Source organism: Eubacteriaceae bacterium ES3, from assembly GCA_030586155.1.
Lineage (GTDB): Bacteria > Bacillota > Clostridia > Eubacteriales > Eubacteriaceae > Acetobacterium.
The window spans coordinates 1,530,460-1,544,954 of the sequence record CP130741.1 but is presented as its reverse complement, the minus strand read 5'-3'; the positions used below and the strand labels follow the sequence as shown (position 1 = coordinate 1,544,954).

Below are 14,495 nucleotides of genomic sequence, written 5' to 3'. Positions count from 1 at the left end.
AAATGAGGTAAAATAGAAATAAAAAGGACTGACTAATAATGAAAAAAATATATAGTGCTGAAGAACGCTATGAAGCGTTGAAACTGGCAAATGAGATTGGCAACAAAGCGGCAGCAGAGCGATTAGGTATAAAAATCGATACATTATACACATGGATCAGCAAAGCTAAAAGTGGAAAGGTTGGTTTTTGTGATGATCCAGGGAATATCCCTCCAACAGATCCCAATCGTTTAAAGCAGCTCGAAAAAGAGCTACGGGAAGCAAAAGAAGAGATTGAGATTCTTCAGGATGCGCTTGGTTTTTTTGTCAAGCGCCGAAAGAAATAGCAAAACAGCAGCGGATGTCATATATTACCGACCGCCGGGACCGTTGGCCGGTTGCCCTGCTCTGTCGTACGCTTGGTGTCAGCGAATCAGGTTACTATAAATTTCTGCGATCAAATAGTAAACCAGATAAGCATGCGAATCTTTTGGCGCAAATCTATGAATTAATTCAGGAAGACGAAGAAAACGCCAATTATGGTGTTCGACGTATTTATGATTATCTTCGATTAAATCGGGACTATCATGGGAGTTTAAGGACGATCTACCGGATCTGTAAAGAAAATAATCTGATGATCTGCATGAAGCGTAAACCCAATGGGATCACGAAAGCCGATGCCGAAGCGCAAAAGTCTGAAAACCTCATCAAACAGGATTTCACAGCGGAAGCGCCGAATCAAAAATGGCTTACGGATATCACGGAAATCCCCTGTAAAGATGGAAAACTTTATCTGGCACCCATTTTTGATTGTTATGACGGCAGTATCCGGGGCTTCAGGATGGATGACAACATGCGGGCAGACCTTTGTGTTGAAGCGTTTCAGAAGGCCTGCAGAGATGATGGTGCCGAAGGAATGATCCTTCATTCCGATCGAGGCACGCAGTTTAACAGCCAACGCTTTCGAAATGTATTGAAAAAAGCAAATGCCATCCAGAGTATGAGTGGCACCGGGCGTTGTTATGATAATGCCCGGATGGAAAGTTTTTTCGCAACGCTGAAAAAAGAGAAGCTCTATAAAATTAATACCAAAAGTATGCCCATGGTTGAAGTCAAAACGGTTGTTTACCGCTATATCCATTATTATAATCGACGACGAATTTACAGCACAAATAATGGGTATCCACCGCTGGTTTATCGGGGGCTTTTTATCGACAATCAACAGCTCGCTGCATAGCATTTAAAATTGTGAAGGCTGTTCCCGACGATGAGGGCTGGTTATCCCATAGGGACTCGGATAATTCCTTGCAGGTTTTGACTGAACTATTATTGACAATTCCAATTTCCATTTGCCGGCAGAATCATTTGTGGAACCTGCGGCAGTACCTTTATGATACTGACTGATAATGAAGGTAAGAAATACTGGCGGTGTAAAACCTTTCAAGGGAAAAAGGGGACGTTGATTGAAGGTATGGAATACACGCCACCATCACCTAAGCCCCGGGTCAACACTCCTAGAAATATTAGATTAAGGAAAACGCCTGTACCAAGAGAAATGTATTGTACCGATATCAAAGTTAAAGCAGATTTTATCGAGAAGTTGTTCATAAACGCCTGGAATCACCGGGTGGACCATCCAGAAGAAATCAAACCAAGTGATGATGCGTTGAAAGATTATCGGGCAGGGGAGATAAAGCATTTGATGTCGGAGTATGGCAAGATTGATGAAATCAAGACGGAACTCGTCAGACAGACATTGGACCACATCTACGTTGGTAGAAACGGTGAGGTTGATGTGATTTTTTTGTGTGGGGTGAGGGGGTGAAAAATTATTTTGCCGGTATATTCAAGCATTAATACTGGCGCTTTTGTACAATTGTAGTAAAAAAACTATTATAATAGCCATAAAAGCAGATGAAAATATACAGAATAATCTTCTATACAAACTACATTATCTTACTGCAAAGCCCATAGGAGTTTTTATATCCCGAACAGACCGATGCTCCAAAGTTTCTGTATATCGAATGAAATCGTCAACTCTAAGAGTCATCAATTCAGAGTTAGTCAATTCCAGACCATTTTGTTGCATATCAAATAGTCGTCGTTCCTGATATAGCGTAACTTCTTGAAGCAGATTTTCAACAAGACGTCCGTTTGCAAACTGCATTTTCTTGTTTTTTGACAGCTTTTTGAAGATATCTGTAAGAAGAGGGAAACACTGATGTTCAATACAAAGGTTATTTTTTTTAGCTTGCAGTTTGAAAATTTCAACTAGTTCTACTACGGTATAATCTTCAAAATAGAATTTAAATGGAAAGCGTTCTTTCAGTCCCGGATTAGCTTTTTCTAGCATGAAGGTCATTTCTTCTTCATACCCAGCCAAAATTACACAAATGCGTCCAGCATTTACAGTTATCAACCCGGTAAGAGTATCAATGACTTCTAACGAAAAAACATCACCATAATGATTATGATTTAGTTGATGAAAAAGAGAATAGGCCTCGTCAATAAAAAGAACACCTCCAATAGCAGACTTAAATACGGAAGTCGTCTTTTGGGCACTTTGTCCAGTATATTCAGCGACTAAGTCTGAGCGAGTAACACTTACAAGATGTCCTCTGGGCAAAAGTCCCAATTCTTTGAATTTTTTAGCTACTAATTTAGCTGCCGTTGTTTTACCAGTACCAGGATTACCATAAAAAATCATGTTTGGTATTAGAATTTTTTCTCGACCATAAAATTCATTTTTTAGTTTCTGAATACTACAATGAGCTGTGAAATTCTTCATTTGTTCTTTTACAGCCGCTATTCCAATCATCTCATCAATTGATTTCATTCCATTAGGGTACATATCATTTTGTATCTGTAAATATATCTGATTCAGATTAGGTATATCAATTTCATGGATGGCGATAATATCAAACAGTTGTCTTACAGCTTCATCGCCTAAATTATAGATTAACGAACTAAAAAAATCTTTATTAAGCTTAGATAAATGGTCAATTCTAAAAATTTCTTGTTCATTGAGATAAGATATCAAATCATTCGAAAGGTTCAAATCTTCAAGATGAAGCATTACTTCAGATTCTGGTATATCTGTTAAATGTGAAAATTCATTTTGATGTTTTTCGTCATCATCAAAATCGTCCAAAAATGACAAATTGAATGGATCATCCGTATCGTTCAAAATTTCATTATTTATTTTATTACTACTTTTCTTATTCCTCAAACTTTTCGATAGATTAGTTCGATAAGGTAAACAATATTTAACAATTATGATATAGGATTTAAGAATAAGTTTTTTTACAATTTTCATAATGCTTAACCTCCGTTAAAATAAATAAAAAAGACTAGAAATCAATAAAAAACAGACTGCTCCTAGGAGCAAGTTATTTATTAATTCACTAGTCTTAAATTTAAAATAATTATATTTCTTAATATTATCAATGTAGCAGACTTTTGTCAATAGAATTTCATTTTTTTATAAAATGACTGCTAGATTAAAATTTAATACATTCATCTATCAAAAAATTAATAAACGGTCTGCTGTCGCGATTTAGTAGAACTTATAATGAGAAGTCTTTCCTCATCATTAACCAGCTAATTGCATATATTTTTTCGAAATCATTGGGTGCCAAAAATCGTAATGACTGCGAATCACTTTCTTGTTAAAACGATTTAATATATTCAAATATAAGCAGTTAGGCATCAGAGATTTTAAAGCGGTTTAGCCATTCCCGCTTAAGCTAGGAATTTCCCTTTAAGGTAGAATCATTTGCAGTATTCAGCATTACTTTTTACATCTGACTGATGAGAATGTTATGAAATACTCACAGTGTAAAACCTTTCAAGGGAAAATGCAACGTGGGTTCTACATTACCAGAAAATTGATATTCTAATAAACCTGGTGAAAATAATTTAAGAAAACTACCTTTTCTGAGTATTCCGGACGAGATTTCCCACCGGGGATATTTTAGCCAGTATATTCACCTATTCCAAGAGAAATATACTATACGGATATCAAAACAAATAAACATCCGATTCTTTGAAAAATTATTGGGTTGTTGAGCTAAAAAGCTTGTTAAGGAAGTATGAAAAGATTAATGAAATCAGACCAGAATTGGTCAGATAAATATTTAATCATATTTGCAGTGATGAAAATGGTTATGAAGTTGTGTTTTTTTTTAGTGCGGGTGGCGGGCTGAATTCAGATACCACTAACCAATATCAAAATTTTGAATGGAACTTTGGAAAACATGGTTATCAGGATGTTGAAGGAGACCGTGTTTTTCTTCTCGCTCGTACTCTTTTTGAGGATTTTAGTTTATCCAAAGAAATTTATGATTTCACTTTTAGAAAACCTGATGATCCTGACGATTATCCAGTTTACTACCGTCACACTGCTTCTGCAATAATTAAATCAGAATATCACGATCAAAGATATCGTAATACGTTTAAAAAATCTATTTAAAAATTCAAATTTGATGTTTCTATGAGCATTTATAGTTGTTGACTCAACTTTCCCAGCTGAAAAACTAAGCTGGGGAAGTTGAGCTGTTAATATATTTGACACTAATAACATATCGAAAATCAGCTCCCCAAAAACATTACAAATAATGGGTATCCACCGCTGGTTTATCGGGGGCTTTTTATCGACAATCACCCGCTCGCTGCATAGAATTTAAAGTTGTGATGATTGTTCCCGACGATGAGGGCTGGCTATTTTATAGGGGATTGGAAAATTCCTTGCGTGTTTTGACTTAACTATTATTGACAATTCCAATAATAATTCCGGCAAAGTCCACTGTTTCCACAGCCGGCTGTTTTAGTTTTGAATCATACGACTTTCGATTTTCTTTGCCGATCCGCAGTTTCCAGTATCGGAACGCGCTCAAGGCCAGATTATTCTCGTTACACCATTGCCGTTGCGTCAGACCACTTGCCAGCTGTGTCTAGATCCGATCTTCCCAGAGTATCCGATTTTCACTTTTCTCCATAAAAAATACAATCCTTCCTTTTAATTGTTTGAAAAAATTGTATCAGTTTTTATATTTGTTTGGTATGTGGTTTGTAATTGACGCTTACATTTATCCAGTGATGAAGCGGTTAAGGCATATTCTCTTACAATTTCTGTTCATGGTTTTCCATTGAGATACAATTGAACCATCTGGCTCTTGAATTCATCGGTAAAAGTTCGACGTGCTCTTTTAGTCATCTTGGCAGGTCTCCTTTTTTTGTTGTTCTTATTTTACCTGCCCATAATTTTATTGTCCAATTAATTGTAGCCTATCCATAAAGATCCGTAAATTAAACTTTTATTTAATATAATGAAACCATAAAATAACTAAACCTGAATTATTCATCCAGATACAATTAACGGCACATTGTGCCGCATAGATACAGTGTTTTTGATTATTTTTGCTTTTCACTAAATAAGTGAAGCTAAGACAATAGAAAAAGAGCTCCAACTTTGTTAAAATTTAAGTGACCAAACCAAAACCAAACAAAGGAGAAACTCTTCATATGTCTAGTTTAGATGCACTTCAGTTAGAAAGCAATAAAAAAATCAAAATAAATTTCGATGGCGGTGATTTATCCTCTGATTCCGGACTGATTCTGATCAAAGAATTTGCTCATAAATTCAGTTTCCATAAACATGTCAGCAACTTCAAAACTGATGAGAAGACCAGTCGTCAGCATAAGGATGATCAAAACCTGTGCCAAATGGTATATCAGATCATTGCTGGTTACTTTGAAGATGACGATGCTGATGAATTGACAAATGAACCTGTCTTTACAAACATTCTGGGTAAAAAAGCACTGGCTTCTCAACCGACTCTGTCAAGATTCTGGAACCGGATGGATGATAAAACGCTGCCAAAATTTGATGCCATCATTAAAGCAATGCGGACATCTGCTTATAAAATAAAACGTCCAAAACAGGTATTGCTGGATTTGGACTCCACCCTATTGAATACCTATGGAAAACAGGAAGGTGAAGGTTTCAACTATCATTACAGGGTACATGGTTATCATCCATTACTTTGTTACGACGGATTAACCGGTGATCTGCTGAAAGCAGATCTCCGTGATGGAACGGACTACAGTTCCACTGGGGTTGTTGATTTTATGCAACCTCTACTTGATGAATATTTCACGGAGTATCCCGACATAGAGCTGTATTTACGTGGTGACAGCGGGTTTATTTGTACAAGCAATGCGAAACCAATGGTGTGTCTTATGCGATCCGTTTAAAAGCGAACAGTGTTTTAAATGACAAAGCGAAACATCTTGATCATGAAATATTTGAAGCGATGAAAGAAGATATGTCCCAGTATATTGTCCGCTATGATGAGTTTTATTACAAAGCAGGCAAGTGGGAGTACCCGCGCAGGGTAGTTGTTAAAGTGGAGAAACCTTGCAATCAGTTCACCATTCAGCATTCCTTCATTGTAACCAATATGGACTTGAAACCTGAAGAAATCCTAAGATACTATCGTAACCGAGGCACTATGGAGAATTTCATCAAAGAAAGCAAGTCCGGATTTGGCTTCGCTTCTACCGGAAGTAAATCCAAAGTAGTCAATGCCAACCGACTGCAACTGCATGTGTTGGCTTATAATCTGTTTAATTGTTTCAGACGATTGGTTCTGCCGAAGAGCATGAAAAAGATGCAGATCGATACCATTCGTTTAAAGCTGCTAAAAATTGCTTCGAAAATCGTAAAAGCAGCAAGCTATATTTATTTCAAGCTATGTAGCAGTTGTCCCTACAAAGATGAATTTTATAAAACTTTAGAAAATATCAGACAACTTCCGCAGCTGGAATAACAGTAACTGATGATCTTTGGCAACTTAAAATCTTGAAAATAACATCTACGGGATTCGTCTACCCTTTTTGGGTTGAAATTCAACCGTCTGTGTATTTAATCCTTGAAAAAGATGTTGTTTCTCGATTTTAAGATTGCTCATTGCTGGATGAATAATTCAGGCTAAAGGTTGATGAAAATGGATTCTGAGTACAATCTCTTGCGTACATTATAAATCGTTAAACCTATTAGCATTTTTTGTGCCACACTATTTGTCACATATTGAACTATACATAGATTTCTGCTAAAATAACTTCAACTCGTCTGAATAAAAATAAACTATATTAATAGGAGTAGCGATATGTATCTAGAAACTTTGAAAATGACTAAATCTGAAATGCTTAATTAAAATTTATTACTCAACAAGCTAGAAAATTTAAATGGCCTTGATAATTTTAAATGTGAACCTACAGAAGAAACTAAAAGGTAGTTTATCGAGCTAGCTAATGTATTTTTCCAGTCAGATTATTCAAGTTAGTGTGGAAGCGGTCATAACCCTAAAGGTCGATATTTAAATTAAAAAAAATTATATGAATTTTTGAATGCAAAAATTTAGATAAAACAAGATAATTTAAAATTTTGTCTTTTTTATAATTTTTTTAGAAGGAGAAGTCAAAAATGAAAATTATTTTCAAAATTTCTTCCAAAGTTGCCACTAAGAAACTGAAAAAAGCTGCAGTTGAAAAGTTTGTTGCAAACAAAACTGTAAGTAGCTGTCTATGTCGTATGAGTGATTGTAGATTTTTATAGGTTTTTAATTCTTACTACAGGGCTGTGGCAATATGCAAGTCACAGCTTTGTTAATTCAATATTGAAAGAACTATGCCTGTACATCAATAAAAGGCGCTGTGAAAGAACTGATTAAACGTGCTGTTAAGGAATTAAATGAAAGTTAATGTTGAAATTTTTAAGAAACCTAAACCTTTTTGTGAAGGAAATTTAACACTTTGGAGAAATGATTATATTGCATTTGAAGTCCTAAAAAAGCATTTAGATTCAACTATCGATTCAGGAAGTCAAAAGGGAACTACAATTGAAAAATCGGTTAAGTGGCTTCGTCAGAAATTTAATGCAAAACAAACTGTTCTTGATATAGGATGTGGTCCGGGTTTATATGCTATACCTCTGTATATGGATGAAGCGTTATAATTCAGAATGTATTACTTAGCTGTGATTTGATAATATAGATAGATTATATTGTTGTAGATTAGCTAGCTAATCGTTGTAATTATTATTTACGATGCCAAATAACGACAAGGAGGAAAATATGAAAAATTTGGAATTAAACGCAAGAAAAGAGTTGTGCTGTATACAATTGATTAATGACTTACCGGTGCTAAGAGCCCGTATAGGCGCTTCTAAAGAGGATGTCGCTTCACGAAGTGGTATTTCGAGGCAAACATATAATTCTTATGAAACTAAAAGAGAGCAATACCTAGGACTACTTGCATTGCGTTGGTAACGTATTTTTCTTGTGATTCCAAGGCGAGGGAAATGATTTTAAAAAAACACTTATCTACTTGAACTAATACAAGAAACTTTTTAAAATTGAGGTTGATTAAGGAGAAAAGAAATGGAAGCAATCATTTATTTATTGTTAATTGGACTTGCAATATATCTTGCATATTTGTTCATTGTTTACATAGTAATTCCTGTCGGAGGAATAGCGCTAATTGCTATTAGTGGTGTTGCAGTTGTGGTTGGTTTCATCTCAGCGATTACAAATTATGTTTCTGCTGTAAAGAAAAATATTAATTTTATAAGTTGGGATTGGGAAAAAAGTGATGAACCAGCAAAACGTAGTTATTTTTTTGGTCCTGGTTATGCGCAATTAAAAGGAACAATCAAAACGGCTTTTGAATTGAATAGTGTTTCTGGGAAAAAAGTGGAGAAGACTTCTAAAAAATTCAAAGGTGATAGTGATGGTATTTGGGGTGGTATTATGGCAATCGGTGGAGTTGTTTATCTGATTATTGCTGATATCTGCATTTACGTTATTGGAACGATTCTTTGTGCAGTATTTGGATTGATTCACGTAACGGTTACCACGGTATTCATGATATTAACCTATATCATATTCACAATTGTATGGATTATTGACAGACTTTATTTGTTGAAAAACAAAATCAGATCGGATTGCCCAACTTGTCACAGCAGATTTTTAATTCCTACGTTTATGTGTCCTGAATGCGGAGCTATACACAAGAAACTTGTACCTGGTCCTTATGGAATTTGGAAACATAAATGTACCTGTGGGCATAAAATTCCGTCTACATTTCTAAACGGAAGATCGAAACTTGATGCGTATTGTCCTTATTGTGGATCTCTGTTGGTTGCATCTGATGCGAGACAGGTTGTATTTCAGCTTATAGGTGGTAGTAAATCGGGTAAAACAGTGTTTTTGTCCGCATATTTTCATGAATATCTTGAGAAATTGAGAAAAAATCGAAATCTTGAAGTTGAGATTTTCAATCAGTACCAGCCTTTCTTTGATGAATTGAAAGAGTGGTATAACGGTATTGATTGTCCTGCTACTGCACAGCTTAATTCACAAATGTATCCATTGCTGATAAACAGTTCCTTGGGGGTTAAACGCCAGTTTTCCATCTATGATATTGCAGGAGAAATGTTTGATGGATTCACTGCAGAGAGTGAGATTCTTCAACAGCATTTTCACTATTGCAATGGTCTTTTGTTTCTGATTGATCCGTTTAGTAGTGGAAACCTTCGTGATAATAGAATCAATTCTGGTGAAGATATGTCTGACTTTAGTGATATGCCGGTTGAGGACGTAGTTACAAACTTTATCAATTATCTTGTGACTACAGGACATAAGAAGGCAAATACAAGATGTACTATCCCAATGGCTGTTCTTATTGCAAAATCTGATGAGAAAGAAATTAAACGAGAAATTGGACCAGCAAAAATTGCGAGCGTATTTAAGAATGGGCAGTATGGATACACAAGCTATGATGAGGCTCGTGATTGTGAGTGTAGAAAATTCTTAATGGATATTGGCTTATCTGCAACAGTTGAAAACTTAGAAACAGAGTTTTCCAATCTGCATTACTTCCCAGTGAGTGCTATGGGGCATGCACCAGATGGAAGTGTATATGAACCGTGGGGCGTTACAGATGCAATTGATTGGATGTTGCCGTTAGCAGATAGAGAATTAGCAGATCTGATTACTCCACCTAGCGTGGTTAATGGCTAAGAAAGACTAACTATTAAAAGTCAAGTCTAAATTGACATTATTTGAATGAATTGCAGAAATGCAGTTCAGATAAGTTAAGAACTGAAAATGAGTTAACTGAACATTGAAAACTGCATGACAAAAAGAGCATCTTTGCAGGTGCTCAAAAAAGAGATATTTATTAAAAAAATCTAAGCTGATTTAATGTATGTTTGCCCAGATCTTTCCAACTGGTAAATGACTCTTACAAGCTTTTTGGCCGCGTGAGATATTGCGACATTGTAGTGTTTTCCTTCAGAACGTTTCTTTGCAAGATAAGCTGCAAATATTGGATCCCAGTTACAAACAAATTTAGTTGCATTAAATAATGCATAGCGAAGATATCTGGAGCCTCGTTTCTCCATATGGGAATAGGCACCATCAAGTTGTCCTGATTGGTAAGTTGATGGCGACAGACCAGCATAAGCAAGTATTTTGTCAGGAGTATCAAAGCGTTTAAAATCACCGATTTCAGCAATAATCATAGCCCCCATACGATAACTGATTCCAGGAATGCTAAGAATGGGAGAATTTATTTCATCAATTATGATTTTGATTTCAGATTCTATTTCATCAATTTCACAATCAAGTTCCTGAATAAGCTTAATGGTGTGTTTTAGTTCCAGTGATTTAGCCGGCATATTTGAGCCAATAGAAGTTCTAGCGGCTTCTCTGAAACGAACAGCGGTATCTTTGGATATCGACCTTTAGAGGCTGTTTCAATGAGTTTGGAAAGCCGCGTAAGGTGAGCAGACGCAACAGCACTAGCACCCGGGAATTCAGAAAGCAATGCATAAACAGAAGTTAAATGAAGAGTAGGAACAAGTTTTTCCAATTCAGGGAAAAGAATTGTAACAAGTCTGGAAATAGATTGTTTAAGTTTCGAACGTTGCTTTACTTTATCAAAACGATAGCGGGTTAATGACTTCAATTCTTCATTGTGGTAAGATGTGTCTGAGTAGGACTTTAAGTTCACATCAGACATAATCATAGAAGCAATTGTTCGGGCATCTACCTTATCCGTTTTCGTCTGTCTAAGGCTTAGACTTTTTCTGTACAGATTGGTATGTAACGGATTGATAACATAGGTGGCGAGACCTTTATCAACGAGATAACCGAGAAGATTGTAACTGTAATGTCCTGTGGCTTCCAGCCCTACTTTTACTTTAGTTAAATCTTCTGCAACAGAGGAAATCTTCTGAAAAAAATCATCAAAACCATCACGGTTGTTCATAATGGTAAAGGCTTTAAAGAGTATCTCTCCATCTGAGTTAGTAATAAAGCAATCATGCTTATCTTTAGCAACATCAATTCCTGCATAAATCATAACAGTTCTCCTTGAATAAATTTAATACTGTTTGGAACCCACGGGTACTCCCTGCGATTGTAACCTCGTTCTAAATAAACCGTCATGCGGTATCTAACTGATTAACAAATATACAAAGAGCCTGTGGTTGGAGCCTTTCGAAAACCATCTAGTGGTAGGAGATGAGAACCAATCCACAGTATCTCCAAAAAGTATAGCATACAGTCCTTGGAGAGGGACTATAAACACTACTACTATATAATACGAGGAGATAAATATGGCATTAGATAATAAGCTTAAGTCAGAAATGGCAAGTGGTACTACTTATCCAAAACCGAATAGAACAACATCTGTTCCAGACAGCAATGGCACACGACCTGTATTTGAATCTTCTGCTCAAGAAACCCAAACAGAGGAAGCACAAATTGCCCCAAAAGCAGTTCCAGTAGCATGCCCCAGTGCTTGTGATGAAGCACAAAATGCAACGGAGTTGCTTTTGAAATCTATTGAAAAGCAGCTTAAGTCATTAAATCAAAGTGTTGCAGACTTGGAGCAAGAGGTTAGTTCTTGCAAAAATCCAGATTATCGAGTTATGTTTTCTGAAATTGATTCTGCAAGATGTAGTATTGAAAAAATGCTTTCAGGTGTTAATGCAGCTGTGAGTCCTTTAAGTGATAGTGGTCTTGCGGAAAAAATAGCGAAATTGGAAACGTTGATTACTGCAGTGTCTGAGAAACAGGACAGAAATGATAGGCAGCTGGCACAGAGTTTAAGAGAAAATGCCAACTTTCAAATCCAGGTTCGTCAAGGAATGCAGAAAGATATAGATGCATTGAAAGAACAGCAGAGTGGTGAACAGTTTAATCCAATTTTTAAAGAAATTGCTTCAATGTATGTTGAGTACCAAGGTTTACTTGAGGACGAAGGTATTTCTGATTTATCTCGAAAGAACCTAAACGCATTATTTGAACAGATGGAAGATTTGCTCACAGATTATGATGCCGAAATAACGCGTAGCGAAATTGGAGATATACGACAAACAAAAAGCACAAAGATTATTGGAAAGGTTCCTACGGCGGCTCAAGATAAGCACAACACGATTGCGATAAGTAGAAAGCCGGGAGTTCTTAGAGGAAGGAGCGTTCTCTATCCTGAATTCGTGGATGTCTTTGTGTTTGATCCTACGATTGCTCCTAAAGAAATAAATGACACAACTGCAATGTGCGCAGAAAAAACCAGAGAAGCAGCTACGGCGGAGGATGAAATCACAGAAAACATTAGTGGTACAACTTCTTCTGATATTGGTACTGAAAGAGAACCTTTAGAAGTGACCGAAGAAGCAACTTCGGAATGTGCTGAAAATAAAGAAATAACTGTAGAAGATACAGATCAAACGAATGAATAAGGAGAATAGATATGAGTACTTATGGTATTGATTTAGGAACAACTTACTCTTGTATTGCAACTTTAGATCGTAATGGCAATTCTGAAGTTGTTAGAAACCAAGCAGATGCAAGTGACACCCTTGCATCCGCAGTATTTTTTGAGAGTGCAGATAATGTTGTAATCGGTAATAGTGCGAAAGATATGGTTGAAACTGATGGAAAAAGAGTTGTTCAGTTTGTAAAGCGTGAGATTGGTAAGCCTAATGCTCTTACATATGAATTTGATGGTAAAACATACACTCCTGTTGAAATCAGTGTTCTTATTCTTGGCCGTCTGAAACAGATGGTTGAGGAACAGGGAGGTTCGGTAGATGATGTTGTTATTACCTGTCCTGCATATTTTGGCCTTGAAGAACGTAACGCAACTAAGAAGGCCGGAGAACTTGCGGGAATGAATGTTCTGAATTTGATTAATGAACCTACAGCAGCAGCTCTCAGTTATTGTGCACGCCAGTTCCAGGAAGAACGTACTATTTTGGTTTACGACCTTGGTGGTGGTACATTCGATGTTACTATCGTGAAAATGTCGCTGGTAATGAACTCTGATGGCAATGAAGTTCAGAAGGTTACTGTTATCAAAACTGGTGGTAACGATAAACTTGGCGGTAAGGATTGGGATGACAATCTGTTTGATCACATTCTACAGGCATGTTGTGATGAAAATGGTCTTACTCCGGATGAGATTGATATTGAGACCCGTCAGCTTATTAGAAGTCGAGTTGAAACAACCAAGAAAAAGTTGAGCAATGCAGAAACTGCTAAAGTCAAGATTAATGTTAATGGCGCAATGACAACGATTATCATTTCACGTGAAGAGTTTGAGAATCTGACATCGGATAAGGTTGCGCAGACTATGACTTATGTTGAGGACACTCTTCAGAAAGCTGGAAATATTGAGATTGATGCGGTACTGCTTGTTGGTGGCTCAACATTTATGCCAATGATTCGTAATGCGGTCGAAGCAAGATTTCCTGGCAAAGTACAGATTGAAGATCCTGATCGTGCTGTTGCAAAAGGTGCTGCAATTTGTGCAAGTATGATAGTTGAAGAAGCAGAAGGTGACGTACCTGTGTCCGTACCCATGAGTGGCGGTACAACTACCGAAGGTGGAACAGGCTCTGAGCAGACAGAAATAAAAGTTTCCCATGCTGGAAGTGGACTTTCCACATTCTTCGTTGTTGAGGATCAGACCCCTCGTTCTTTTGGACCTGGTGTTTTGAATGAAACAGGAGACTATATTATTGACAATATTATTCAGATGGGCGAAATCATGCCTGCAACGGCTGTAAAGACTTACTATACAGCAGCTGATAACATGGTTGACATCGTGCTCCGTGCGTTTGAAAATATGTCTCAGGATGACAGCCTTACTCCTTGTGTTGACAATATGGGCGAGCCTCAGCAGACTGATCCGACTCATAACGTTAAACTTCTGGGCGAGCTTGAAATGCTGTTGCCTCCTAATACAAAGAAAGGTTCCCCGATTGAAGTGACTTTTCAGGTAGATGCAGTTGGTGTTTATGTGAAAGCAGTCAACCTTTCTACAGGTGAAATTGTTGAAACGTCACTTAGAATGGAATCCGATGTTGATGCAGCTACCAGCGCAGTTAATCAGATGAGTATCTCTGCTGAATAATATAAGTTTCAAAGGGTGTGCCTAACACG

10 protein-coding genes and 4 pseudogenes are annotated in these 14,495 nt (G+C 36.8%); 11 read left to right on the top strand and 3 right to left on the bottom strand.

What is annotated here, in order from left to right:
* Nucleotides 1–38 precede the first annotated feature (38 nt).
* From Q5O24_06990 to Q5O24_06980, 3 genes and pseudogenes are all read left to right on the top strand, one after another.
* On the top strand, nt 39–326 hold the full coding sequence (locus tag Q5O24_06990; GenBank protein WKY49047.1) for a transposase: 288 nt from the start codon (nt 39–41) through the stop codon (nt 324–326).
* Nucleotides 323–1,216 carry an IS3 family transposase gene (locus Q5O24_06985; protein ID WKY49224.1) on the top strand — a complete coding sequence of 298 codons (894 nt, stop codon included), beginning with the start codon at nt 323–325 and terminating at the stop codon, nt 1,214–1,216. The genes Q5O24_06990 and Q5O24_06985 overlap by 4 nt, the downstream gene beginning before the upstream one ends.
* Nucleotides 1,217–1,336: 120 nt before the next feature.
* A pseudogene (locus Q5O24_06980) lies at nt 1,337–1,804 on the top strand (hypothetical protein).
* A 126-nt stretch (nt 1,805–1,930) separates the two neighbouring features.
* On the opposite strand, the gene Q5O24_06975 reads toward Q5O24_06980, so the two are convergent.
* Nucleotides 1,931–3,295 (bottom strand): AAA family ATPase, encoded by a 1,365-nt coding sequence (locus Q5O24_06975; GenBank protein ID WKY49046.1) that lies wholly within the window; start codon nt 3,293–3,295, stop codon nt 1,931–1,933.
* A gap of 858 nt (nt 3,296–4,153) precedes the next feature.
* Here Q5O24_06975 and Q5O24_06970 point away from each other — a divergent pair.
* Nucleotides 4,154–4,450, top strand: coding sequence for a hypothetical protein (locus Q5O24_06970; protein ID WKY49045.1), 297 nt, complete (start codon nt 4,154–4,156; stop codon nt 4,448–4,450).
* A gap of 591 nt (nt 4,451–5,041) precedes the next feature.
* Here the strand turns inward: Q5O24_06970 and Q5O24_06965 are convergent.
* Nucleotides 5,042–5,194, bottom strand: a pseudogene (locus Q5O24_06965) (transposase).
* 308 nt (nt 5,195–5,502) lie between these two features.
* On the opposite strand from Q5O24_06965, the pseudogene Q5O24_06960 reads away from it, so the two are divergent.
* The 5 genes and pseudogenes from Q5O24_06960 (at nt 5,503) to Q5O24_06940 (ending at nt 10,061) form a co-directional block, all read left to right on the top strand.
* A pseudogene (locus tag Q5O24_06960) lies at nt 5,503–6,809 on the top strand (IS1380 family transposase).
* A 656-nt stretch (nt 6,810–7,465) separates the two neighbouring features.
* Nucleotides 7,466–7,597 (top strand): hypothetical protein, encoded by a 132-nt coding sequence (locus Q5O24_06955; protein ID WKY49044.1) that lies wholly within the window; start codon nt 7,466–7,468, stop codon nt 7,595–7,597.
* Between the two features lie 135 nt (nt 7,598–7,732).
* Complete coding sequence (locus tag Q5O24_06950; GenBank protein WKY49043.1) at nt 7,733–7,996, top strand: hypothetical protein; 264 nt, start codon at nt 7,733–7,735, stop codon at nt 7,994–7,996.
* A 118-nt stretch (nt 7,997–8,114) separates the two neighbouring features.
* Nucleotides 8,115–8,309 (top strand): hypothetical protein, encoded by a 195-nt coding sequence (locus Q5O24_06945; GenBank protein WKY49042.1) that lies wholly within the window; start codon nt 8,115–8,117, stop codon nt 8,307–8,309.
* A gap of 111 nt (nt 8,310–8,420) precedes the next feature.
* Nucleotides 8,421–10,061 carry a hypothetical protein gene (locus Q5O24_06940; protein ID WKY49041.1) on the top strand — a complete coding sequence of 547 codons (1,641 nt, stop codon included), beginning with the start codon at nt 8,421–8,423 and terminating at the stop codon, nt 10,059–10,061.
* Between the two features lie 170 nt (nt 10,062–10,231).
* On the opposite strand, the pseudogene Q5O24_06935 reads toward Q5O24_06940, so the two are convergent.
* A pseudogene (locus Q5O24_06935) lies at nt 10,232–11,406 on the bottom strand (IS110 family transposase).
* Between the two features lie 256 nt (nt 11,407–11,662).
* Here Q5O24_06935 and Q5O24_06930 point away from each other — a divergent pair.
* Together Q5O24_06930 and Q5O24_06925 are read left to right on the top strand one after the other, a co-directional pair.
* The gene (locus Q5O24_06930) at nt 11,663–12,790 is read left to right on the top strand and encodes a hypothetical protein (protein WKY49040.1); all 1,128 of its coding nucleotides are present in this window, start codon (nt 11,663–11,665) and stop codon (nt 12,788–12,790) included.
* Nucleotides 12,791–12,801: 11 nt separating this feature from the next.
* Nucleotides 12,802–14,466 carry an Hsp70 family protein gene (locus Q5O24_06925; GenBank protein WKY49039.1) on the top strand — a complete coding sequence of 555 codons (1,665 nt, stop codon included), beginning with the start codon at nt 12,802–12,804 and terminating at the stop codon, nt 14,464–14,466.
* Nucleotides 14,467–14,495 lie beyond the last annotated feature (29 nt).

Coding starts and splice junctions, on each gene's coding strand:
- Q5O24_06950 (WKY49043.1), top strand. CDS start 7,733: ATGAAAGTTAATGTTGAAATTTTTAAGAAACCTAAACCTTTTTGTGAA.
- Q5O24_06925 (WKY49039.1), top strand. CDS start 12,802: ATGAGTACTTATGGTATTGATTTAGGAACAACTTACTCTTGTATTGCA.
- Q5O24_06930 (WKY49040.1), top strand. CDS start 11,663: ATGGCATTAGATAATAAGCTTAAGTCAGAAATGGCAAGTGGTACTACT.
- Q5O24_06975 (WKY49046.1), bottom strand. CDS start 3,295: ATGAAAATTGTAAAAAAACTTATTCTTAAATCCTATATCATAATTGTT.
- Q5O24_06990 (WKY49047.1), top strand. CDS start 39: ATGAAAAAAATATATAGTGCTGAAGAACGCTATGAAGCGTTGAAACTG.
- Q5O24_06945 (WKY49042.1), top strand. CDS start 8,115: ATGAAAAATTTGGAATTAAACGCAAGAAAAGAGTTGTGCTGTATACAA.
- Q5O24_06955 (WKY49044.1), top strand. CDS start 7,466: ATGAAAATTATTTTCAAAATTTCTTCCAAAGTTGCCACTAAGAAACTG.
- Q5O24_06940 (WKY49041.1), top strand. CDS start 8,421: ATGGAAGCAATCATTTATTTATTGTTAATTGGACTTGCAATATATCTT.